Genomic DNA, 20,305 nt, shown 5'->3' on the forward strand with positions numbered 1-20,305 from the left:
GCCCGCGGCGAGGCGAGCGTGGTCCGGGTCAGATCGCGTTACAGGCGGTGTCGTGGCCAGACTCGCAGAGTCGTTCGAGCGTCTCGCAGGCCTGTTCGTTCCCGTTCGCGCAGAGGCGGCGAGCGAGCGCGACCGTCGCGGCCGACGTGGAGTCGGTGTTCGCGTCCTCGGCGTCGCTGTCCTCCGAGTCGGTGGCGGCGAGCCGGCCGGGATCGCGCGTCCGTTTCCGGCGGCTGCTCCGCGTCGAACGGCCAGATCGGTTCGATAGTTTGTGCCTCCGTGGCATAGAGTAACAAACGCCGCGGAAACGGATAAATCCGAATCGGGTGTGCGAAGCGTACACACACCGGCCGCGGCCGGTCGGCGCGGAGTCGCGCCGAAGCGTCGCAGGAGAGAGACGGTTCAGTCGTCGTCCTCGTCGCGCATCTCGGAGAGGCGGCCGACGAGGTCGTCGGTGTCGGCGTCGCCCTCGATGGAGACCTCGCCGTCGTGGTCGTTCTCGTGGACGTTCACCGCGTCGTCCTCGTCGGTGTCGACGTCCTGGTCCTTCTGTTCGCTCTCGTCGTACGATCCGAATCCCATGCCTGTTCGTTCGGCGGCGCACTGAAAAACACCGCGACAGCGAGTTCGGCGCGGGTGCGATTCACTCTCGGGGCCGAAGGGCGCCCGGATCGCGCGGCGCGTTCCCGCGTTCCGTCCGACGCTCGTCCGACGCCCCGTACCGTTTATACGGTCGGGGCGACTGCTCCCGGTGTGTCGCTGCGAGGAGACGGCCCGATAGAGGAGCTCGCGATCCCCTCGGGAACGACCGTCGAGGAGCACGACGTCGTCGTCGACGGCGACGTGCTCGTGGGCGGCCAGTCGAGCGTCGAGCTCGGCGTCCGCGGCCGCAACGTCGCGATCGGCGAGCGCGTGCGCGTCGCCAACGACATCGAGGCCGAGGGCGACTGCCGGCTCGACACCTGGTGTTCCGTCGACGGCAACGTGCTCGTCGGCGAGGACGCGTACCTCGGCGAGCGGGTCACGGTTACCGGCCGCCTAATGGTGTCCGGCGACCTCGACATCGGCGACGACGTGACGATCGAGGAGGGGTTCGAGGCCAACGGCTGGATCGTCATCCGCAACCCGGTCCCGACGATCGTCTTCTACTTCATCGTCCTCTCGCAGCTGCTGCGCGTCGGCGAGACCGACGCGGCCGACGAGCTGGCGGAGGCGCTCGCCGACGGCGACGATGTCCGCGACCCCCTACTGGTGCCGCGGAGCGCCGAGATCTCCGACGACGCGTGGCGCGTGTCGACGCCGGCGACCGTCGGCGACGACTGCCGGCTCCACGGCAACCTCCGCGCGGCGTCAATCCGCGTCGGCGAGCGCAACGAGGTGTTCGGCTCGTTGCGCGCCCGCGAGGACGTCACCGTGGGCGCGGACACGGTGATCCACGGCGACGTGACGACCCGCGGCGGGACCGTGACCGTTGAGAGCGGCGCGCGGGTGCTCGGAGATGTCTCCGCGGGCGACCTCGTGGTGTACGACGGCGCAGAGATTCAGGGGACCCTCAGAGCGCGCGGCGAGATGAAACTGGTCCAGGAGGCGGAGCAGGAAGACGGCGAGGGAGACGACGGTGACGACGAGGGCGACGACGAAGCGGAGACCGAAGCCGACGGCGCGGCTGAGGCCGATGTCGACGATGCGGCGGCGGCCGACGCGGACGATGTCGACGGCGACGAAGCGGAGGTTGCCGACGGGGGAGCCACAGAAGGAGAAGGCGCAGAGGAGTCCGCGACGGTGACGGCCGAGACGGCGGCGACGGAGCCGTCGGTTCTAGACGACGAGCCCTGAGCGCGCTGGTCTCGAATTTTCTCCGAGGTTCTCGACGGCCCGGGAGCCCGAAACTGTCCAGTGGTATCTCCGAGGGTTGAGGACAGGGTTTGAATACCGAAGCACAGGGGTAGATCCGCGTACGACCCATCGACTCGTTGATGTTTAAATCGGATTAAGCCGGATTAATTTCAGCTATTTTCTTAACGGACACAAAGCACTTACAAGCCGCAGCGTAACCGCCGAATGCGATATGAGCCGATCACTGACAGCGACCCGCCGCGCGACGCTAGCGGGGCTGGGCACGATCGTCGCATCGGGAAGCGTGACAGGCGTAGCCGCGGCCGCGGAGAGCGACTGGGCGGTCGAAAAGACCGAGACGGACAGCACGCTTCACGACGTGGTGTCGGCGAACGCCGGTCGCTTCGCGGTCGGCGGTGGCGGCGTGCTCACCGCGCCCGCCGACGAGGGGTGGCTGACGCTCCGCGACGGCGGTCCGACCGGAAACGGGAACGACCTCTACGGCGCGTCGGTCACCGACGACGGCGAGCGCGTCTGGTTCGTCGGTGCCAGCGGCGCGATCGGCGAGTACATCCCCGCGACGGACACGCTCGTCGACCACTCCGCGCCGATGGACAACACGAACAACTACAACGACGTCGCGGTCACCGGCTCCGCCGGCGAGGCGAACGTGTACGTCGCCGGCGACTCGGGGAAGATCTACTACAGCTTCGAGAACGGCGCGACGGGGACATGGGACTACGTCACGCCGGGGAGCGGCTCGGCGCTCCCCGCGATCGACTTCCACGGCCCGCGGAGCGGGCACGCGATCGACACGAACGGGCGCGTGTTCGTCACCGACGACGGCGTCACGTGGAACGCGATCGGCATCGAGGACGCGAACGTGACGTTCTACGGCCTCGACAGCGACGCTCCCGACGACGTCGCCGTCTCCGGCGGCAACGGGACGCTCCTGACGTACGACGGCGCGAACTGGACGCCCGAGGCCCTCGGTGGCGCCGACCTCGTCGACGTCGAGACCGACGGCGAGGCCGGCTACGTCGTCGGCAGCGGCGGGGTCGTCCAAGAGCTCACCGCCGACGACCGGGTCGCCCTCGACACGCCGACCGGCGAGAACCTGAACGCGGTCGACGTTGACGGCGACGCGGTCGTCGTCGGGTCCGGCGGAACCGTCCTTCGCCGGTAACGACCTCGGCGACGGCTACTCGGCCGGCCCATACCCGCCGAACTATCGGATCCCTCTCAGTCGCCGTCTCCGTCCGGGGCGGCGGCGAACACTTCCTCGTCGAGCGCCTCGCAGACCGCGTCCGCGAGCGCCTGGAGATTGACGGTGTCCTCGCGGTTGTACGAGACGAGCGTCTCCAGTGCCGCCTCGTCGCCGCGCTCGTACTCGCGCCAGAGGCGCACCGCGTCGCGGCCGGAGATGTCCGGCCGGTCGCGGTCGATGCCCAGCTGCTTCTCGATCGGTTTCAGCCCGCCCGAGAGCCCGATCCGCTTCGCCGGGTACATCAGGTCGAGGTGGGGGGTGTCGATGTCGACGTCGAATGAGGTCTCGAGGAAGGGGACGTCGAACCGCGCGCCGTTGAACGTGGCGAGCAGGCTCGCGTCCGCGAACTGCTCCCGAAGTTGACGCGCGGTGAGGTCGTCGCCGGCGACGAGCGTCGTCGTCTCGCCACCCTGATGGAAGCTGACCGTGGTCACGCGGTCGCGACGCTCGTCAAGCCCCGTGGTCTCGATATCGAAGAAACAGGTCTCCTCGCGGAAGTTCTCGTAGAGCCGCCAGCGCTCGCCGGAGGGGAACTCGCGGTCGAAGTACGCGGAGTCGCCGTCGTCGAGCCGCGTCAGCGCCTCCGCGATGAACGACTCGATCCGGTCCGCGGTGGTCGTCCCGACGCCGGCGACGTCGACCCCGGGATCGAACTCCTCCCACGTGGTGACCCCCCGCCCCCAGAGGCGTCGTTCGGTCGTCTCGCCCACCCCCTCGACGGGGATGAAGCTGTTCTCGATGCGCATGTCCGTCCCGGCGCGACGCGTAGCTAAAAAGCCGACGGGAGCGACCGCGCGTCCGCGACCGACCAAGAGCTAACACGGTCCGGGCCTGTGAGCCGTGCGTGAGCGAGCGAGCGAACCGACGGGAGGGCGAGGCGCGAGCGCCGCGATGACCCGGACCGATCCCGGCGACGTCACGCTGATCGGGCACCGCGGCTGCGCGGCCCAGTTTCCGGAGAACACGGTCGGAGCGATCGAGCGCGCGGCGCCGCACGTCGACGCCGTCGAGATCGACGTGCGGCGGTGCGGGAGCGGCGAGGTCGTCGTCGTCCACGACGCGGACCTCGAGCGACTGACCGGCGCGTCCGGCTCGGTCGCGGACGCCGACTACGACGAACTTCGCGACCTGACTGTCCTCGACTCCGGGCAGCCGATCCCGCGGCTCGACGAGGCGCTCGACGCCGCGCCCGACGACCTCGTCGTCAACGTCGAGATCAAGGAGCCGTCCGTCGCGGGCGACGCGCTCGACGCGGCCCGGCGGGCGGCGAACGACGTGCTGTTCTCGTCGTTCCATCCCGAGGCGCTGGCGACGCTACGGGACCGCGATCCCGAGACCGCTCGCGCGCTGCTCGTCGCGGACGGGGACGCCGAGCGAGCGGTCGACGCGGCGACCGGCCTCGGCTGCGTCGCGCTCCACCCGCCGATCGACCTCGCGACCGAGCCGGGGTTCGTGGCGACGGCGCACGCGGCCGGGCTCGCGGTGAACGCGTGGACCGCGGTCGACCGGGACGACGCCGAGCGGCTCCTCGCGGCCGGGGTCGACGGGATCGTCGCCGACCGTTGGGACCTGCTCCCGGAGCGATCGTCGCGGGACTAAGTACCTCCCGCCACAACCACGCGGTATGTGCGGCCGCTACACCCTCTTCACGCCGACCGCCGAACTCGAGGCCCGGTTCGACGCGGACTTCGGCGACCGCGAACCGAGCTACAACTGCGCCCCGGGACAGTCGCTGCCGGTAATCCCGGACCGGGACCCGGGCGAAGCAACTCGGATGGAGTGGGGGCTGACCCCGTCGTGGGCGGAGGAGTCGTTCGACCTCATCAACGCCCGCGCGGAGACGGTCCGTGAGAAGCGGAGCTTCGCCGACGCGTTCGAGCGCCGGCGCTGTCTCGTCCCCGCCGACGGCTTCTACGAGTGGGTCGGCGGCGACGTCGGGGGCGGGAAGACGCCGTACCGCGTCGCGTTCGACGACGACCGGCCGTTCGCGATGGCCGGGATCTACGAGCGGTGGGAGCCGCCGATGCCGGAGACGACCCAGACGGGGCTCGGCGCGTTCGGCGGCGGAACCGAGGACGGCGAGACGGGCGACGACCCGGACGCGGTCGAGACGTTCTCGATCGTCACCACCGAGCCGAACGACCTCGTGGCGGACCTCCACCATCGGATGGCGGTGATACTCGACCCCGACGCGGGCGAGGAGGAGACGTGGCTCGAGGGAGACGCCGACGAGGCCGCCGCGCTGCTCGACCCGTACCCGAGCGACGACCTCACCGCGCACCCGGTGTCGACGCGGGTGAACTTGCCGAGCGTCGACGTGCCCGACCTGATCGAGCCCGTCGCCGGCGACTGAGTCGCGGCGCTCGGGGACCGTCGCGTCAGCGCCCGCGACCGCTCAGGGCGCGACGAGGTCGACGACCGTCTCGTCGTCGACGACGACGTTGTACGCGCCCTCGTCCTCGTTCCAGAGGACGAGCCCGTTCTCGACGAAGACGACCGCCCCGTAGCCTGCCTCGCGAAGGTCGCGGTTCAGCGCCGTCTCGCGGGTACAGACGAGGTAGTGGTCGGTCGCCTGCGAGCCGTCACCCACGCGGTACAGCGCGTTGTCTCCCTCGCTCAGGTCGTGGCTCAGCTTCACCGCGAGCAGGTTCACCCGGTCGGTGACGTGACGCTCGGACTCGGCCATGCGCGCGCAGCGCTCCGCGCTCGCCTCGATATCGACGCGCCGCCGCCCGTCGGGGCGGAGGATCGAGTAGGCGAACTGGACGTCGACGTTGACGAACTCGCCGGGCTCGTCGGTCTCGCCGCGGGTCGCCGCCTCGTCGAGCCGGCGCTGGAACGGCGGGACGTCGAGGCCGGGCGCGACGTCGAACGACCAGCCGGGATCCGTCGGGACCGCGTCGGGCCACAGCCGGAGCGCCGGCGAGTAGATCTCGGCGTCGCGTCCCGGTCCGACGTCGTCCCCGTCGCCCGCGACGAGCGCGCGCTCGACCTGCCGGAGCCCGATCGCGGTGTTCCGATCGGCGGGCGCGAACGCCACGAGGCTCCCGTCGGACGCGAGCGCGTCGAGCGCGGCGTCGGCGACGGCGACCGGGTCGGCGAGCTCGGAGAGCACGTTGCCGAAGAGCACGACGTCGAAGGGGTCGTCGGTCGCGGGGTTGGCGGCGTCGGGGGCGGTTCCCTCGTCGTCCCCGTCGGTCCCGAGGAACGCCTCGGCCGTCGTCTCGTGGACCGTCGTCCGGAAGTTGCGGCCGGTCTCCTCTAACAGCCGTTCGAGCACGTCGGTGGCGGCGCTCGGCTCGACGGCGTGGTACTCGACGACCGCGTCGTCGGGGAGGTAGTCGTGGAGGCCGAGCGCGGGGCCGCCAACGCCGGCGCCCACGTCGAGCACGCGGAGCGTCCGGTCGAGCAGGCCGTTCTCGGTCAGGTCGTCGAGGACGTGGCCGACGGTCGCGTAGTACGCGGGGAGGTGGTAGATCGCGTAGCCGAGCGCCGCGACGCGGTCGTACTCGACCTCGTTTTCGTAGAGGTAGTCGCTCTTCAGCCGGCGGACCCGCTCGCGGAGCTCGTCGCCGGACTCCCCGCGGTGCCAGTTCGCCCCGTACTCGCGAACGAGCAGGTCCTCCAGCGCGAACGAGTACGTCTCCGGAAGCGCCTCGGGGTCCCATCCCGGCGGGTCGACCGGGGCCTCCGGGACGGGGACGAACGCCCCGTCGTCGCGCTCCCGGAGCCGGAGGTCGAACGCCTCCTCGCGGAGCGTCTCGCGGACGACCGCCGGGTGCGGCGTCCCCTCGATGTACTCCGCGATCTCCTCGGGGTCGATCGGTCTGACGTTGCGCAGGTAGTTCGCGTTGTTCCGGACCGCGGTTCTGTCGATCATGGGTTTCTCGTCTGCTTCGCGTCGTCTCACTCCAGCCGGTCTCGTCCCTCGCGGTCGCCGCGAGCGCGCTCGTAGAGGGCGGCGAACGCCTCGTCGTCGGCCGCGGCGATCTCCGCCGCGGCGTCGGCCACGTCGTCCGCGCCGTCGAAGGCGCGCTGGATCTCCGCGTACACCGCGGGCGACCCCTCGGTGACCGTGTCGGCGACCTCCTCCAGCGCGGCCGAGACCGGCGTGTGGAACTCCTCGCGGACCGGGTCCGCGGCGAGCCGCCACGCGAGCACCGCGGCGTGCGCGCCCGCCTGGACCGTCTCCATCGCCGCGTCGTGTTCGTCCGCGGTCGTCTCAAACACGTCGTTGCCGCCGGCCTCGATCGACGCGGTGAGCCCCTCAACGGTCGGGCCGGCCTCATCGACGACGACCGCGACGTTCCCCGGGACGCGCGGCGGGGCGAACAGCGGGTGGTAGCTCGCGCGTTCGAGGTCGGGAGCGTGCTCGCGCATCGCCGCGAGCGCGTCGGTCATCTCGCCGGAGACGTCGACGATCGCCTCCTCGGCGCGGGGCGCGTACGCCTCGACCGCCGGGGGGACCGCCGACATCGGCACCGCGAGACAGACGGCGTCGTGGGTGGTGTCGCCGTCGGCGTCGACCGTCCGCGCGTCGCGGTCCGCGGCGGCGTCGGCCGCGACGGCGGTGTCGCGGTCGGCGAACGCGACGCTCGCGTCGACCGGCGCGTCAGCGGCCGCGACGGTGTCGGCGACCCAGCGTCCGATCTCGCCGGCACCGACCACGAGGAGGTCCATCGGTTACGCGAACGCAGGTCCCGCGCCGGGTAAAAGGACTCGCCTCGGAGCGGGCGGTCGCTCGCACACGACCGCGGCCTGGACGGAGGGCGGGAGACCGGCGTCTCACCCCTCCGCGCCGATCCGTCCCACCACGCCGGCCCCGGGCGAGATCGACCGGACGGCCGGTAGCAGCGCGAGCGCGATGGCCAGTTCCAGCCCGCCGACGGCGAGGAACGCGGGGGTGTAGCCGAACGTCTCCGTGGCGTTCCCGCCGATGAGGAAGCCGGTGAGGAAGCCGAGCGAGCCGAACACGTTGAACAGCCCCATCGCCGCGCCGCGGACCTCCGGCTCGACGAGGTCGGTGACGAGCGCCATCGTCGCCGGGGCCATCAGCGCGCCGCAGACGCCGACGCACACCATCAGGCCAGCGGCGAGCGGATATACGGGCGCGACGCCGACGCCGACCGTGACGACGCCGTACGCCAGCGACCCGGCCACCACCGGGAGGAAGCGCCCGATCCGGTCGGAGAGCGCGCCGAACGGCGACTGGAGCAGCGCGAAGGGGACGAAGAAGAGCGCGAGCGTCGCGCCCGCGCCGGCCGCCGACAGCCCGAACGTCTCCGGGTCCTGAAAGTAGTACACGCCGACGAGCGCGAAGAAGCCGGCCGTCAGCCGGTCGACGAAGCCGAACACCAGCGGCACGAGGAGCCCGGGCGTCGTCCGGGCGCGGGCGAGCACGTCGCGGAAGCCGGCGTCGCCGGAGTTGGCCGCCGAGCCGCTCGCGGTCGCCGCCGCCGCCCGGTCGTCGACGGTCGCCGCGAGCAGCCCCGCCGCGGCGAGCACGACCGCGCCGGCGTACACCGGGTAGAGCGCGCCGAGGTCCGCGAGCGAGCCGCCGACGACCGAGCCGACGGCCGCGCCGAGCCCGATGGCGAGCCCCGCGGTCCCCATGTTGCGGCCGTTGCCGCCGCGGAGGTCCATCAGCAGCGTGATCGAGAGCGAGAACGCGCCGATGGTGAGCGCGCCCCCGACGACCCTGACGAGGAGCGCGGCCTCGAAGCCGAGGCCGAGACCCGGCAGCGACCCGAGCGCGACGTAGGAGGCCGCGCCGCCGAGCGCGCCGACCACGATCAGCGGCGTCCGCCTGCCGAGCGCGTCCGAGAGCGCGCCCCAGACGACGGCGAACGTCACGAAGGCACCGAACTCCGCGACGAGGAACCACATGCCTGCGTCGATGCCCGCGGGCGCGCCGAGCGCGACGACGAGGGCCGGGACGCCGGGATAGAGGAGCACCTGCGAGATCAGCACCGCGAGGACGACCGCGCCGAGCCGACGGCGGTCGCCGGCGTCGCCGCCGCTAGGACCGTCGGTGTCGGTGGCGGGGTCGACGCGTCCGTCGGCGTCGCTCATTGCTTATAAATCGGGGCGGACGGGCAAAAGATCGACGCTCCGGTATACGGCACGGGAAGCGGGACGCTCCCGCCGCGGGCCTCAGAGCTCGGCGTCGATCGCCTCGCCGACCGACTCCGCGGCGTAGCTCCCCTGAACGGGGTCACCGTTTACGAAGATCGCCGGCGTGCCCTGGACGCCCGCGTCTCGCCCCTCGGACTTGTCGTCCTGGCTGGCCTCCTCGTACGGGGAGAACTCCGCGTCGGCGAGGACCGCACACGGGTCCGCGCCGGCGGTCTCGGCGGCCGCGCCGAGCGCCTCGCCGCTGTAGCTCCCCTGCGACTCGTAGGCCGCCTCCGCGAACTCGAAGAACGCCTCGTCGCCGTGGCGGGCACCGACCCCGCGGGCCGCGCTGGCGACCGGGACCGCCCACGTCTCGTTGACGGGGATCGGGAAGTCCCAGTGCTCGTAGCGGATCCGCCCGGGGTCGACGTACTCCTCGCGGATCGTCGGGAAGTGGTCGAGGTTGTACGTCGCGCAGTGCCCGCAGGTGAAGTCCTCGAACGCCCGGACGACCACGTCCGCGTCCGGGTCTCCGAGCGCCGGCCGATAGCCGAGGTCGGGGTCCGCCGGCTCCGAGAGCGAGCAGTCGTACGACCCCGTGTCGAGGCTTTGACCGCCGTCGCCGCTTCCACCGCCGAGACAGCCGGCGACGCCGACGACGCCGACCGTGGCCCCGGCCGCGAGCAGGGACCGCCGCGTGCGTTCCATGTCCGCCGGTGGGGGTGGGACGTACTTAATCGCACCGTGACCCGACGGGTTCGCCGGGAGACCGGACCGGGATCGCACCGGGAGGACCGACCGCGGAACGCGCGGAGACTCTCGGGGCCCGCGACCGACGGCGACGCCGCTCCCGAACCCTTTTGCCGTCCCCTGTCGACGCCCACGTATGAGCGACTGGGACCTCGACCTGCGGGACGCCGAGGCGAAGATGGATGAGGCGTTCGCGGCGGCCGGCGACGTCGTCCTCGGCGTCTTGGACGGCACGACCGACCCGGAGGAGTGGGTCCGCAGCGTCGACTACGGGAACACGCTGGTGTTGTCGATCGAGGGGGACCTCAACGAGCTCGCCGCCGGATTCGCCCGGGACGTGAAGGACATGGACGGCGAGCTGATACACTTCCGCGGCTTCCTCGTCGTCACGCCGCCGGGCGTGAGCATCGACACCGACCGGCTCGGCGACTCCCGCGCCGGTGGCGAACCAGACGACGGGAGCGACTCTCGAGACGGAGGCGGTTCGGTCGACGACGACGACGCCGAATCCGACACCGAGAGCGTCGGCGCGGACGAGCCGGACGAAGCGCACGCCGACCGGGACTGAGCGGCGCGTCGGCTACCCTTCCCCGACCATCCGGTCCTCCTCGTCCCACTCGCGCTCGCGCAGCTCGTACTTCTGGATCTTCCCGGTCGCGGTCGTCGGGAGTTCGGGGACGAACTCCACCTCGCCGGGCGTCTTGTAGTCGGCGACGCGCTCGCGGACGAACGTCTTGAGCTCTTCTGGTGTCGCGCCCGCGTCGTCGGGATCGCCGCTCTCAGGGACGACGAACGCTTTCGGCGTCTCGCCCCAGCGCTCGTCCGGTGCGGGGATGACGGCCACGTCGGAGACGACGTCGTGCTCGAAGAGGGTGTCCTCCAGTTCGATCGAGGAGATGTTCTCCCCGCCGGAGATGATGATGTCCTTCTTCCGGTCTTGGATCGAGATGAACCCGTCCTCGTCGACGACGGCCAGATCGCCCATGTGGTAGTAGCCCTCTAAGCGCTCGGAGAACGCCTGTTCGGTGGCCTCCGGCTTGTTCCAGTAGCGGTCCATCACCTGGTTGCCGCGCACGACGATCTCGCCGATCGTCTCGCCGTCGGCGGCCACGTCCTCACCGTTCTCGTCGACGACGCGCACGTCAGTGCCGAGGTAGCCGATCCCCTGCGTCTTCTTCACCGCGAAGCGGTCGTCCGAGCCCGCCTCGAAGTGCCGCTTCGCGTCCGAGGTGGTGATGAGCGGGCCCGTCTCGGTCGCGCCGTACACGTGTTTGAGGTCCCAACCGAACTCCTCTTCGACGGTGCGGATCGTCGCCTCCGGCGGCGCCGCGCCCGCGGTGGCGACCCGCACGTCGCTGTCGCCAGTCGTCGCGCCGCCGTGGTCGGCGTAATGGTCGCCGAGCATGTTGAGGACGGTCGGGGCCGCACAAAAGTACGAGACGTCCTCCCCGCGGATCCGGTCGAACGTCTCGGCGACGTCGACCCCGCGGGTACAGACGTGGCGGGCGCCGGCCCCCGTGATCGCGTAGATGTGCCCCCATCCGTTGACGTGGAACATCGGCAGCGTCCAGAGGTAGACGTCGTCGTCGGTGATCTCCTGATGGATCGAGATGAGGTAGGCGTGGAGCGTCTCGGCGCGGTGGGTGCGGCAGACGCCCTTCGGGTCCCCGGTGGTCCCCGAGGTGTAGTTGATCGTGATCACCTCGTCCTCGTCCATCTCCGGGCGCTCGTAGGCGTCCGGGTCCGCGTCGTCGAGCGCGGCGTCGAACGACTCCCAGTCGCCCTCGACCGCGTCCGCGTCGTTCGTGAGGAACGTCTCGGTGGGCACCTCGTCGCGGATCGCCTCGACGTTCGCCGCGTACTCGGCGTCGGCGTATATGGCGTCGACGCCCGCGTCGGAGAGCATGTACGAGAAATCGCTCGGCGTGAGCCGGTAGTTCAGCGGCGCGTGGATCGCGCCGACCTGCATCGCGCCGTAGGCGGCCTCCAGGTGGTAGTGGGTGTTCGGGTCCAGCACCGCGACCCGGTCGCCCTTCTCGATGCCGCGCGCCTGGAGCGCGGCGGAGAAGCGGTCGGCGCGCTCGCCGAGTTCGGCGTAGGTGTACCGCGTCCCGTCGACGGCGAGAACCGCCTCCTCGTCGGCGTAGTGTCGCCGCGCCCGGTCCAGAAAGTCGGTCGTCAACAGCGGCTTGTACATCGTCTGTCACTATCGATGATGTGTGATATCCTTTGCGGCCGGCGCAAAGGAGGGGCGGTCGCGGGACCTTTTGTCAGTCCCCCGCGAAGTCGCGCGGAACGAGCGACGAGCCCAGCGGGTCGGCGGTCAGCGAGGGACGCGGTTGCGATCTCGGGGCGGTGGCGTTCGGCTTCGCCGTCGTGGCTGTCCTCGCGCTGCGGATACGGGGCGGGGCAGTCGCGGCGCGCTCGGATGACGACGAGAGGAGGAGTGACTCAGCCGTGTAGACGATCGATTCGGGCGGCGGCGCGAGGGCATCTCCGCGCCATCGACGCGTGGACGAATCGCACACCGGCGGCGGGATCAGAACCCTTAAAAGCCACACGCGATTGTGCTACGATAGCGGGATGGGATAGCCAGGAGATTCCGCCGGGCTCATAACCCGGAGATCGGTAGTTCAAATCTACCTCCCGCTACTTCTGGCCGACTGCTACCCTCCTAGCTTCGTTTCCGTCCTTCGGAGCCGCGGCCACCGAACCCGGAAGCGATTTCCGTCGCGCTGTCGTTCTCTCGCGTATGGATTACGAATCGAGCCTCGACCGCGCGATGGAGGAGGTACCGGACCTCGGCGGTTCCGACGAGCGACTGTCGGTCCCCGACCCCGAAGCGCAGAAGGACGGCGCATTCACCCGTCTGACGAACCTCTCCGCGATCGCGGACGCGCTGAGTCGTGACCCCGAACACGTCCACTCGAAGATCCAGCAGGAGCTCGGCACCGCGGGCCAGTACGAGGACGGCCGCGCGCGATACAGCGGGAACTTCCGCGAGCGCGACTTCCAGGCCGCGGTCGACTCGTACATCGAGTCGTTCGTCACCTGCTCGGAGTGCGGTCTCCCCGACACCCGACTGGAGACCGAGAACCGGACGCCGATGCTCCGCTGTGAGGCCTGCGGGGCCTTCCGGCCGGTGGCGAAGCAGAACACCTCCAACACCCAGCGGCAGGAGGACGCCGTCGAGTCGGGCAACACGTACGAGCTCGAGATTGTCGGCACCGGCCGCAAGGGCGACGGCGTCGCCGAGCGCGGCGAGTACACCATCTTCGTCCCCGGCGCGCAGGAGGGCGAGACCGTGACCGCCTACATCAAGAACGTCTCCGGCAACCTCGCGTTCGCCCGCCGCGAGAGCTAAGCCGACGCCGCGGACGCCCGCGCTCGCCGTTCCGCTACCCGACTTTTTATGCGCGCGTTCACACATCTCTGAGCCATGGCCACGCGACTCCCCGAGTCGGCCTTCAAGGACCGACTCGCCGCCGTCAGAGACCGGCTCGCCGAGACCGACGCCGACGCCGCGACGTGGGTCGGTGCGACGTCGATCGAGTACCTCACCGGCTTCCACCACATCCAGACCGAGCGGCCGGTCGTCCTTGCGGTGACCGACGACCGCGTCGAGATCACCGTCCCGCGGCTCGAGGTCGAGCGCGTCTCCCCGAACCCGCGGATCGACGCCGTCCACCACTACTTCGACTACCCGGGCGGCGATCCCGTCTCGGTCGCCGTCGAGATGCTGGACGGCCTCGACGTCGGCGCGATTGCCGCCGACGCGGACGGTCCGCCGGGCGTGATGGGGTACGAGGGTCCCGCGTTCTCCGAGTACCTCGACGTCGACACCCAGTCGTGGGTCGACCGGATGCGCTGGGCGAAGTCGGACGCGGAGGTCGACCTCATCCGCGAGTCGGCGAAGTGGGCGAACCTCAGCCACCGCTACCTCGCCGACTTCTCCGAGCCGGGCGCCCACCCGGCGACGGTCTCGCAGCGCGCGTCCACGGAGGCGTCACGCGCCATGCTCGATGCGCTCGGGGACAACTACAGCGTCCGCGTCCGGGGCGACGGCCCGGTCCACGCCGGCTACATCTCCGGCGAGGAGACCGCGCTCCCGCACGGCCACACCCCGAACGAGCGGCTCTCCGACGGCGACGTGCTCGTCACGGGCGCGACCGCGAACGTCGACGGCTACCGCTCCGAGCTCGAACGGACGATGTTCGTCGGCGACTACTCCGACGAGCAGGCGCACTACTTCGAGCTCATGCTGGAGGCGCAGACGCTCGCCATCGACGCCTTGGGTCCGGGCGTCCCGGTGGCCGAGGTCGATCAGGTCGTCTGGCACTACTTCGAGGAACAGGGCGTGACCGACTTAGCGCAACACCACGTCGGCCACAACATTGGGCTCGGCGCGCACGAGCCGCCGTACATTGACCGCGGCTGGGACGAGCGCTACGACGACGACGACGCCGTGATGCGGCCCGGACACGTGTACACGATCGAACCCGGGCTGTACACCGACGAGTACGGCTACCGGCACTCCGACACGGTGGCGATCACCGAGTCGGGGACCGAACAGCTCACCAACTTCCCGCGCGACATCGACTCCAACGTCGTCTGAGACCGGCCGTCCGGCTACGCGATCCGGTCGACGACGACCCGATGGCCGGTGGCGGCGACGTGGTCGCGACTGAGCGCGTCCGCGTCGGTCGCGGCGTCGTACAGTCGTTCGAGCGAGCACTCGCGACAGACGAGGTGGTATCGCTCGGTGCGGGGGGTGGTGTTCATACTCATCGTACTCCACCCCGAGAGATAGTTACGAGCAACATACCACCCTGACAGCACAACGCTACCACGCGCACGGCGCGGTCGCGTCACCGCGACGTCGGCCGCCGCGACTCGAACCGGTCGAGCGCGACCTCCAGCATGTCCGGGCTCACCGGCTGGTACTCCTCCCGCTCGTGTTTCGGCAGGTACTCCCGGACCGCGTTCCACGAGTCGCGGGCGTAGCGGGCGTCGAGGAGGACGCGGACGCCGCGCTCGTCCGGCCCGCGGATGACGCGGCCGACCGCCTGCCGGGCCTTCCGGACCGCGGGGACGGTGAGCGCCGTCTCGAAGCCGGAGTCGAACCGGCGGTCGTAGGCGGTGATTACCGCCCGCGTCTGCGGTCGCGCCGTGTTGATGATCGGGACGCCGCAGACGACGGCGGCCGAGAGGCGGTCCCCGCGGTAGTCGACGCCCTCCGTGAGGGTGCCGCGGAGGCTCGTCACCAGCACCTTCCCGTCGCCGGCGAAGAAGTCGTCCTTGAGCGATTCCGTCTCGCGGTCGCCGGAGGACTCGTCCAAGAGGACCGGCTTGTCGAGTCGCTCCGAGAGAGACTCGGCCATCCACGTCGCCTCCGCGTAGCTCGGGGTGCCCACGAGGACGTTCCCGTCGCGGCGCGCCACCGCGGTCGTCGCGTCGAGGTGCGCGAGCCGCGTCGGGTTCTCCTCGCCCGGCGCGCCGCGGTTCTGGTGGGTGAACTTCGGCGCGTCGACCGCGAGGCTCGCGCGGTTCTCCGTGGGGAACGAGAGGCCGTACGTCCGCTCGACGACCGGGCGGCCGCGCTCGGCCAGGTGGTCGAGCCCGGTCACCTCGCGGAACAGGTCCATCGGCTCCAGCGTCGCGCTCATGAGGACGCCGCCGCCGAACTCGGCGAGCCGGTCGCCGATCGGTTCGCTCGGGAGGCAGTTGTGGAGCGCGAGGCCGCCGTTGTACGCGCGCCGCCACGAGTCCGGCGGCTCCGCCTCGTCGAACGTGCGTTCGAGCTCGATCGCGCGGAAGAAGTCGGTGTGCCCCTCGCGGTACCAGGCGTTCAGCGTGCGGCCGACGCCCGGGGCCGCGCGCTGCTTGTCCTCCTCCTCCAGCGTGTCGAGGACGCGCTTGACGACCGCGCCGACCTGCTCGGCGCGCGCCCAGACGCGCTCGCCGTACCCCTCGCCGTCGGCCCACTCGGTGATCGCGTCTTCGCCCGGCTCCTCGGGGTCCCGGAGGGGGATCTCGTCGTCGTCGAGCTTGCGCATCGACGCACGCCAGTCCGGGCGCTCGCGGTCGAGGTACGCGGTCACGCGGCGGTCGAGCTCGCCGCGGAGGTCGGCGTAGAACTCCCGGACCGCCTCGATCTCCTCGACGGTCACGTCCGCGTCCTCCAGCTCGCCGCGGACCAGGGCGGCGTCGTCCGACTCCGCGCCCGCCGACTCGAACGAGAGCGGCTGGACGACGCGGGTGAGCTCGTTCTCCGCGTCGCGGAGGCTGGCGTCCGCGACCGCGTCGCTCACCAAGTCCCGCACGCGCGGCTCGAGCATGTGCGCCTCGTCGCAGACGACGAACGTCGAGTCGTCCAGGAGCGCGCCGGTGAACGTCCCCGTCGTCACGGGGTCGAACGCGTGATAGTAGTTCCCGATGACGACCTCGACCTCCGGCACGAGCGCGCCCATGATCGAGTGCGGACACGAGCCGTGGCCCGCGGCGAGCCGGACGAGCTCGTCGGCGTCGACGTGGCCGAGTTCCGTCACGTCGAACGGGACCGCCTCGGCGGGCTCGCCGTCCTCCGGCAGGTCGTCGAGGAAGCCGGCGTAGAACGGGCAGAACTCGACGTCGTCGTACTCCTCCGTGTCCGGGCGGTACGGGGTCGGCTCGCCGTCGACGGAGAGGTAGTCGACGTCGGGCGCGTTTTCCGCGCCGGGCGCGTCCGCCGCGCCGGAACCGGAGTCCATGAGCCCGACCTGCTGGCTCCGCGCCTCGCTCACGAGGTTCGACGTTGTCGTCGCCCCGCCGTCGCCGACGAGGTTCCGGGTCCGCTCGCGGAGCCCCTCGCAGCGCTCGTAGACGTTCTCGCGGTCGATCCCGCCGCGGTTCTCGCGGGCGTACGGACAGACATCGGCCTTCCCGACGAGGGTGAGCCCGGAGACGGGGTCGTAGTCGCTCGGGAGGTTCTCGTTCACCGTCCGGAGGTCCGTCTCGAACTGGCGCAGCTGCTGTTTGACGCTGGTGAGGACGAAGACGCGCTCGAAGTCCGAGTCGGGGTCGCGGACGCGGTCGAGGCCGGCGGTGAGCGCGAGCATCGTCTTTCCCGTCCCGCAGGCGCCCTCGAGCGCGAGGAAGCCGCCGTCCGCGGCGGCGTCGACGGCGGCGTCGATGCCGTCTGCCTGCTCGGGGTAGGGTTCGGGGTGGCCGAAGAGGTCGGCCCACGGGGGCGAGTCGGTCACGAGAGCGAGTTACGCCCCATCCAATTTAAACGCTTCATCGCCGACCGCTGGCGGCCGTCGCCCGCGCCGACGCGTCGCTGACGAAGGCCTCGCGAACGGAGACGGGGCGGCCTCACTCCACGATGTCGTGGAGGTCGGAGAGCCGGTCGATCTCCCAGGTCGGCCAGACGTTCAGGTCCCAGTCGCGGCGGTGGGGGCGACGGATGAACGCGGAGTCGATGCCGGCGTTCTCGGCCGCGCGGACGTCCGACTCGTTGTCGCCGACGAACAGGGCGTTGTTCGCGTCGAGGTCGCCGAGCGCCTGCTCGATGTAGTGGGGGTTCGGCTTGCGGAGCTGAAGCGAGTGGATCGTCGGCTCGCGACCGTACGCGGCGCCCATGCGGTCGAACCCGTCGAAGTGGTCGACGAGGAAGTCGACGGTCGCCTGCTGGTTCGACGAGACGATCCCCATCTGGACATCGAGGTCCTGGAGTTCGTCGAGGTCGTCGTACGGGGTCTTTCGCCCCTGGCGGGCCTCCTGCTGTTGGGCTCGCGACACCACGTCGTCGCGCGTCCGCCAGAACGACCCCGGATCGAGGTCGTACGTCTGACAGACGGTGCCGACGCTGCCGGGGGTCGCACCGATGGTCATCTGCTCTACGTCGTCCGGATCGGGCTCCTCGACGCCGCACTCCTCGAACGCGTCCCGGGTCGCATCCCGGAGCACGTCGAAGCGCGTGCGGCCCACGAGGACACCGTCGTTGTCGAACACGACGGTATCGTACGTCATAGCCGTCATTCACGACCAGCAGGGATAAGCGTTTCAGTGGGCGTCTCGACGACGAGAATCGGTCGAGACGGCGCCTTCGGTCGGTTCGCGGCCACGACAGACCAGTTTTACCCGCGCTCGCGTCCAGTGAGGAACATGCGCGTCAGCGTCATCGGCGGGAGTTCGATCGGCCCGGAGACGGCGGCGGTCGCGGAGGCCCTCGGCGAGCGGCTCGCCGAGCGGGGCCACGTCGTGGTCTGCGGGGGCCTCGGCGGCGTCATGGAAGCGGTCTGTCGCGGCGCTCGATCAAACGACGGCGAGACGGTCGGGATCCTCCCGACGGACGACCGACGCGACGCGAACCCGCACGTCACGGTTCCGATCGCGACGGGCCTCGGCCACGCCCGGAACGCCCTCGTTGTGATGAACGGCGACGCCGCAGTGGCGGTCGACGGGGCGAGCGGCACGCTGTCCGAGATCGGACTCGCACTGGCGCAGGGCCGTCCGGTGGCCGGACTCGACACGCACGACGTCGAGGGCGTGGCGGCCGTCGACTCGCCGACGGCGGCGGTCGAGTACGTGGAGCGAGCCGCCCGACCCGACTAGCCTCGCTCCCCGATCGTCTCGACGCCGGTCACGTCGAACCGAGCGCCGCCGCGGGACCCCTTGGAGACGGCCACCTCCCACCCGTGCGCCCTGGCGACCTCGCTTACGATGTTCAGTCCGAAGCCGGTCCCGTCCGGGTCCGTCGTGTACCCCACCTCGAACACGCGGTCGCGCTCGTCGGGCGGGATCCCCGGCCCGTCGTCCGCCACGAAGAATCCGGACGGCAGGACCGCGCCGGCGCGCGTCGCCGTGTACATCGGTGAGATGTCGCCGACGACGACGGTCACGTCGTCCCCGCCGTGCTCGACCGCGTTTCGGAACAGGTTCTCTAGCAGGCGCTTTAGTCGTCCGTCGTCTGCGAGGATCCGCTCGTTCGAGTCGACGACGAGCGTCGCGTCGCCAGTCGCGACGTTTGCCCAGCACTCCTCGGCGAGCGCCGCCAGTTCGACCGGGTCGAGGTCCTCCGGCTTCTCGCCCTGTTCCGCGAGCGTCAGCAGGTCGGAGAGCAGTTCAAGCGTGCGATCGACCGCCGACGCCGCGTCGTCGACGTGTTCGACGCCCCCCTCGGCCTGCGCCATCGCGAGCCGCCCCTGTGCGACGTTGAGCGGGCTCCGCAGGTCGTGGGAGACCCCTTGGACGAACTCCTCGAACCGGTCGCGCTGTCGCTCCGCCTCCGCCACAGCGCGCGCGGACGCGACGGCGGTCGATATCCGGTGGACGAGGACGGGCGTCCGGTCGGAGTCCGGACACGCCCGCGCGACGTCGGTCGCGCCCGCGTCGAACGCCGCCGACACGGCGGGCGCGTCGAGCGGCTCGTCGGGACAGAACACGATCGGGAGGGCCGGGTGCCGCTCCCGGGCCGTCGAGACGACGGGGAGTCCGGTCGGGTCCCCGGAGTTACCGACCGCGACGAAACAGTCGACGGGTGAGTCGCGCAGAACCTCCGAGGCGGTGTCGGCCTCCGCGACCGGTTCGACGCTGAAACGGTCGTCGGCGCGCTCCAGCGAGTCCTTCAGCTGTGCCGCTCGGTCGAGCGTTCCCGCGGCGAGGACGACGGCGATCGAACTCTTGCGAGTGGACATCACGGAGGACCCCTTTTTCGATCCCCGGTCGCTCGGCTGATAAACGTTGCTGGGACACGGCGATCGGAGCGGCAGTTCCCGGGTTTCGAGCCGGTCGTGGTTCGCTCGCGCGAGGCGCCCGTTCGCGGTTTCGATCTCTCGGCGATCATCGGCTGATCGTTCGCTTTGGGGCGTGAGACGCTGTAATTATATATGATTAAATTTTATCAGTGAGGAGTGAGAGGGGATCGGCTAATGAGCGAGTACACCACGATCTCGCTGCGTAAGGAGTTCGTCGCGGACGTGGAGGAGTACATCGACGACGAGCCGTTCGGGTCGGTCAAGGAGTTCGTCAAACACGTCGTCGTTCAGGAGATGGAGTCCGACGACGGGGTCTCCGAGGCCGAGGCGAAACAGATCGCACAGAAGCTCCGGGACCTCGGGTACATGGAATGAGCGGGAGCCACCGCGGACGGGAGACGGCGATCGTCGAGGGAGTCGACCGTGCCGACCTCATCCTACTCGCCATCCCGCTCGTGTTCTGTGTTGTGTACGCGGTCGGATCGCTTCTGGCGAGCGGGTACGCGCTCCCCGTCGCCGGCGCGTCGCTCGCGTCCGGCGCCCTCGTCGTCGACGGCCTGTTCTGGCATCCGCCGGGCGAGGCGTGACGATGGCCTCCCTC

Annotated in this window: 22 protein-coding genes and 1 tRNA gene; 11 read left to right on the forward strand and 12 right to left on the reverse strand. The window is 70.6% G+C overall.

The window, feature by feature from the left end:
* Positions 1-28: 28 nt before the first annotated feature.
* Complete coding sequence (locus ABNG04_RS11505) at positions 29-286, reverse strand: hypothetical protein (RefSeq protein WP_371162554.1); 258 nt, start codon at positions 284-286, stop codon at positions 29-31.
* A gap of 116 nt (positions 287-402) precedes the next feature.
* Positions 403-582 (reverse strand): DUF5786 family protein, encoded by a 180-nt coding sequence (locus ABNG04_RS11510; RefSeq protein ID WP_049929958.1) that lies wholly within the window; start codon positions 580-582, stop codon positions 403-405.
* A gap of 171 nt (positions 583-753) precedes the next feature.
* Here ABNG04_RS11510 and ABNG04_RS11515 point away from each other — a divergent pair, with 171 nt between their 5' ends.
* Positions 754-1,836 carry a polymer-forming cytoskeletal protein gene (locus ABNG04_RS11515; protein ID WP_371162555.1) on the forward strand — a complete coding sequence of 361 codons (1,083 nt, stop codon included), beginning with the start codon at positions 754-756 and terminating at the stop codon, positions 1,834-1,836.
* Between the two features lie 304 nt (positions 1,837-2,140).
* Positions 2,141-3,022 (forward strand): WD40/YVTN/BNR-like repeat-containing protein, encoded by an 882-nt coding sequence (locus ABNG04_RS11520; RefSeq protein WP_371162683.1) that lies wholly within the window; start codon positions 2,141-2,143, stop codon positions 3,020-3,022.
* 56 nt (positions 3,023-3,078) lie between these two features.
* Here ABNG04_RS11520 and ABNG04_RS11525 read toward each other — a convergent pair whose 3' ends face one another.
* Positions 3,079-3,849: a ribonuclease H-like domain-containing protein gene (locus ABNG04_RS11525; protein ID WP_371162556.1), complete on the reverse strand. Its 771-nt coding sequence runs from the start codon at positions 3,847-3,849 to the stop codon at positions 3,079-3,081.
* Positions 3,850-3,994: 145 nt separating this feature from the next.
* Between ABNG04_RS11525 and ABNG04_RS11530 the strand changes: the two genes are divergently transcribed.
* Together ABNG04_RS11530 and ABNG04_RS11535 are read left to right on the forward strand one after the other, a co-directional pair.
* Positions 3,995-4,702 carry a glycerophosphodiester phosphodiesterase gene (locus tag ABNG04_RS11530; protein WP_371162557.1) on the forward strand — a complete coding sequence of 236 codons (708 nt, stop codon included), beginning with the start codon at positions 3,995-3,997 and terminating at the stop codon, positions 4,700-4,702.
* Between the two features lie 25 nt (positions 4,703-4,727).
* Complete coding sequence (locus ABNG04_RS11535; protein ID WP_371162558.1) at positions 4,728-5,456, forward strand: SOS response-associated peptidase; 729 nt, start codon at positions 4,728-4,730, stop codon at positions 5,454-5,456.
* A 42-nt stretch (positions 5,457-5,498) separates the two neighbouring features.
* Here ABNG04_RS11535 and ABNG04_RS11540 read toward each other — a convergent pair whose 3' ends face one another.
* From ABNG04_RS11540 to ABNG04_RS11555, 4 genes are all read right to left on the reverse strand, one after another.
* On the reverse strand, positions 5,499-6,983 hold the full coding sequence (locus ABNG04_RS11540; RefSeq protein WP_371162559.1) for a small ribosomal subunit Rsm22 family protein: 1,485 nt from the start codon (positions 6,981-6,983) through the stop codon (positions 5,499-5,501).
* Positions 6,984-7,009: 26 nt separating this feature from the next.
* Entirely contained in the window at positions 7,010-7,783 is a 774-nt protein-coding gene (locus tag ABNG04_RS11545) for a prephenate dehydrogenase (RefSeq protein ID WP_371162560.1), read from the reverse strand.
* A 105-nt stretch (positions 7,784-7,888) separates the two neighbouring features.
* The gene (locus ABNG04_RS11550) at positions 7,889-9,175 is read right to left on the reverse strand and encodes an MFS transporter (protein ID WP_371162561.1); all 1,287 of its coding nucleotides are present in this window, start codon (positions 9,173-9,175) and stop codon (positions 7,889-7,891) included.
* Positions 9,176-9,256: 81 nt separating this feature from the next.
* Positions 9,257-9,925 (reverse strand): DsbA family protein, encoded by a 669-nt coding sequence (locus ABNG04_RS11555; protein ID WP_371162562.1) that lies wholly within the window; start codon positions 9,923-9,925, stop codon positions 9,257-9,259.
* A gap of 178 nt (positions 9,926-10,103) precedes the next feature.
* Here ABNG04_RS11555 and ABNG04_RS11560 point away from each other — a divergent pair, with 178 nt between their 5' ends.
* Positions 10,104-10,535, forward strand: a complete 432-nt coding sequence (locus ABNG04_RS11560) for a DUF5779 family protein (protein WP_371162563.1) — start codon at positions 10,104-10,106, stop codon at positions 10,533-10,535.
* A 12-nt stretch (positions 10,536-10,547) separates the two neighbouring features.
* On the opposite strand, the gene ABNG04_RS11565 is transcribed toward ABNG04_RS11560, so the two are convergent.
* Positions 10,548-12,164, reverse strand: coding sequence for a long-chain-fatty-acid--CoA ligase (locus ABNG04_RS11565; protein ID WP_371162564.1), 1,617 nt, complete (start codon positions 12,162-12,164; stop codon positions 10,548-10,550).
* A 380-nt stretch (positions 12,165-12,544) separates the two neighbouring features.
* Here ABNG04_RS11565 and ABNG04_RS11570 point away from each other — a divergent pair.
* The 3 genes from ABNG04_RS11570 to ABNG04_RS11580 all read left to right on the forward strand — a co-directional run bounded on the left by ABNG04_RS11570 (position 12,545) and on the right by ABNG04_RS11580 (position 14,582).
* Positions 12,545-12,619 (forward strand) — tRNA-Met (locus tag ABNG04_RS11570).
* A 100-nt stretch (positions 12,620-12,719) separates the two neighbouring features.
* Positions 12,720-13,331, forward strand: coding sequence for a translation initiation factor IF-2 subunit beta (locus ABNG04_RS11575; protein ID WP_371162565.1), 612 nt, complete (start codon positions 12,720-12,722; stop codon positions 13,329-13,331).
* 75 nt (positions 13,332-13,406) lie between these two features.
* Positions 13,407-14,582: a M24 family metallopeptidase gene (locus tag ABNG04_RS11580; protein ID WP_371162566.1), complete on the forward strand. Its 1,176-nt coding sequence runs from the start codon at positions 13,407-13,409 to the stop codon at positions 14,580-14,582.
* 14 nt (positions 14,583-14,596) lie between these two features.
* Here ABNG04_RS11580 and ABNG04_RS11585 read toward each other — a convergent pair whose 3' ends face one another.
* The 3 genes from ABNG04_RS11585 to ABNG04_RS11595 all read right to left on the reverse strand — a co-directional run bounded on the left by ABNG04_RS11585 (position 14,597) and on the right by ABNG04_RS11595 (position 17,977).
* Positions 14,597-14,749: a hypothetical protein gene (locus ABNG04_RS11585; protein ID WP_371162567.1), complete on the reverse strand. Its 153-nt coding sequence runs from the start codon at positions 14,747-14,749 to the stop codon at positions 14,597-14,599.
* Between the two features lie 86 nt (positions 14,750-14,835).
* On the reverse strand, positions 14,836-17,208 hold the full coding sequence (locus ABNG04_RS11590) for an ATP-dependent DNA helicase (protein WP_371162568.1): 2,373 nt from the start codon (positions 17,206-17,208) through the stop codon (positions 14,836-14,838).
* A gap of 112 nt (positions 17,209-17,320) precedes the next feature.
* On the reverse strand, positions 17,321-17,977 hold the full coding sequence (locus ABNG04_RS11595; RefSeq protein WP_371162569.1) for an HAD family hydrolase: 657 nt from the start codon (positions 17,975-17,977) through the stop codon (positions 17,321-17,323).
* 135 nt (positions 17,978-18,112) lie between these two features.
* Between ABNG04_RS11595 and ABNG04_RS11600 the strand changes: the two genes are divergently transcribed.
* Positions 18,113-18,562 carry a TIGR00725 family protein gene (locus ABNG04_RS11600; protein ID WP_371162570.1) on the forward strand — a complete coding sequence of 150 codons (450 nt, stop codon included), beginning with the start codon at positions 18,113-18,115 and terminating at the stop codon, positions 18,560-18,562.
* Here the strand turns inward: ABNG04_RS11600 and ABNG04_RS11605 are convergent.
* Positions 18,559-19,644, reverse strand: coding sequence for a sensor histidine kinase (locus ABNG04_RS11605; RefSeq protein ID WP_371162571.1), 1,086 nt, complete (start codon positions 19,642-19,644; stop codon positions 18,559-18,561). The genes ABNG04_RS11600 and ABNG04_RS11605 overlap by 4 nt on opposite strands.
* A 234-nt stretch (positions 19,645-19,878) precedes the next feature.
* On the opposite strand from ABNG04_RS11605, the gene ABNG04_RS11610 reads away from it, so the two are divergent.
* Both ABNG04_RS11610 and ABNG04_RS11615 read left to right on the forward strand, forming a co-directional pair.
* Positions 19,879-20,079, forward strand: coding sequence for a hypothetical protein (locus tag ABNG04_RS11610; RefSeq protein ID WP_371162572.1), 201 nt, complete (start codon positions 19,879-19,881; stop codon positions 20,077-20,079).
* Positions 20,076-20,291, forward strand: a complete 216-nt coding sequence (locus tag ABNG04_RS11615; RefSeq protein ID WP_371162573.1) for a DUF8015 family protein — start codon at positions 20,076-20,078, stop codon at positions 20,289-20,291. The genes ABNG04_RS11610 and ABNG04_RS11615 overlap by 4 nt, the downstream gene beginning before the upstream one ends.
* The last annotated feature ends 14 nt before the right edge of the window (positions 20,292-20,305 follow it).

This window comes from Halorubrum miltondacostae (assembly GCF_041379815.1).
GTDB lineage: Archaea > Halobacteriota > Halobacteria > Halobacteriales > Haloferacaceae > Halorubrum > Halorubrum miltondacostae.

Excerpts from the sequence above, each read along its gene's own strand:
- ABNG04_RS11505 (WP_371162554.1), bottom strand. The coding sequence starts at position 286 with ATGCCACGGAGGCACAAACTATCGAACCGATCTGGCCGTTCGACGCGG.
- ABNG04_RS11510 (WP_049929958.1), bottom strand. The coding sequence starts at position 582 with ATGGGATTCGGATCGTACGACGAGAGCGAACAGAAGGACCAGGACGTC.
- ABNG04_RS11525 (WP_371162556.1), bottom strand. The coding sequence starts at position 3,849 with ATGCGCATCGAGAACAGCTTCATCCCCGTCGAGGGGGTGGGCGAGACG.
- ABNG04_RS11530 (WP_371162557.1), top strand. The coding sequence starts at position 3,995 with ATGACCCGGACCGATCCCGGCGACGTCACGCTGATCGGGCACCGCGGC.
- ABNG04_RS11535 (WP_371162558.1), top strand. The coding sequence starts at position 4,728 with ATGTGCGGCCGCTACACCCTCTTCACGCCGACCGCCGAACTCGAGGCC.
- ABNG04_RS11540 (WP_371162559.1), bottom strand. The coding sequence starts at position 6,983 with ATGATCGACAGAACCGCGGTCCGGAACAACGCGAACTACCTGCGCAAC.
- ABNG04_RS11545 (WP_371162560.1), bottom strand. The coding sequence starts at position 7,783 with ATGGACCTCCTCGTGGTCGGTGCCGGCGAGATCGGACGCTGGGTCGCC.
- ABNG04_RS11550 (WP_371162561.1), bottom strand. The coding sequence starts at position 9,175 with ATGAGCGACGCCGACGGACGCGTCGACCCCGCCACCGACACCGACGGT.
- ABNG04_RS11555 (WP_371162562.1), bottom strand. The coding sequence starts at position 9,925 with ATGGAACGCACGCGGCGGTCCCTGCTCGCGGCCGGGGCCACGGTCGGC.
- ABNG04_RS11560 (WP_371162563.1), top strand. The coding sequence starts at position 10,104 with ATGAGCGACTGGGACCTCGACCTGCGGGACGCCGAGGCGAAGATGGAT.
- ABNG04_RS11565 (WP_371162564.1), bottom strand. The coding sequence starts at position 12,164 with ATGTACAAGCCGCTGTTGACGACCGACTTTCTGGACCGGGCGCGGCGA.
- ABNG04_RS11575 (WP_371162565.1), top strand. The coding sequence starts at position 12,720 with ATGGATTACGAATCGAGCCTCGACCGCGCGATGGAGGAGGTACCGGAC.
- ABNG04_RS11580 (WP_371162566.1), top strand. The coding sequence starts at position 13,407 with ATGGCCACGCGACTCCCCGAGTCGGCCTTCAAGGACCGACTCGCCGCC.
- ABNG04_RS11585 (WP_371162567.1), bottom strand. The coding sequence starts at position 14,749 with ATGAACACCACCCCCCGCACCGAGCGATACCACCTCGTCTGTCGCGAG.
- ABNG04_RS11595 (WP_371162569.1), bottom strand. The coding sequence starts at position 17,977 with ATGACGTACGATACCGTCGTGTTCGACAACGACGGTGTCCTCGTGGGC.
- ABNG04_RS11600 (WP_371162570.1), top strand. The coding sequence starts at position 18,113 with ATGCGCGTCAGCGTCATCGGCGGGAGTTCGATCGGCCCGGAGACGGCG.
- ABNG04_RS11605 (WP_371162571.1), bottom strand. The coding sequence starts at position 19,644 with ATGTCCACTCGCAAGAGTTCGATCGCCGTCGTCCTCGCCGCGGGAACG.
- ABNG04_RS11610 (WP_371162572.1), top strand. The coding sequence starts at position 19,879 with ATGAGCGAGTACACCACGATCTCGCTGCGTAAGGAGTTCGTCGCGGAC.
- ABNG04_RS11615 (WP_371162573.1), top strand. The coding sequence starts at position 20,076 with ATGAGCGGGAGCCACCGCGGACGGGAGACGGCGATCGTCGAGGGAGTC.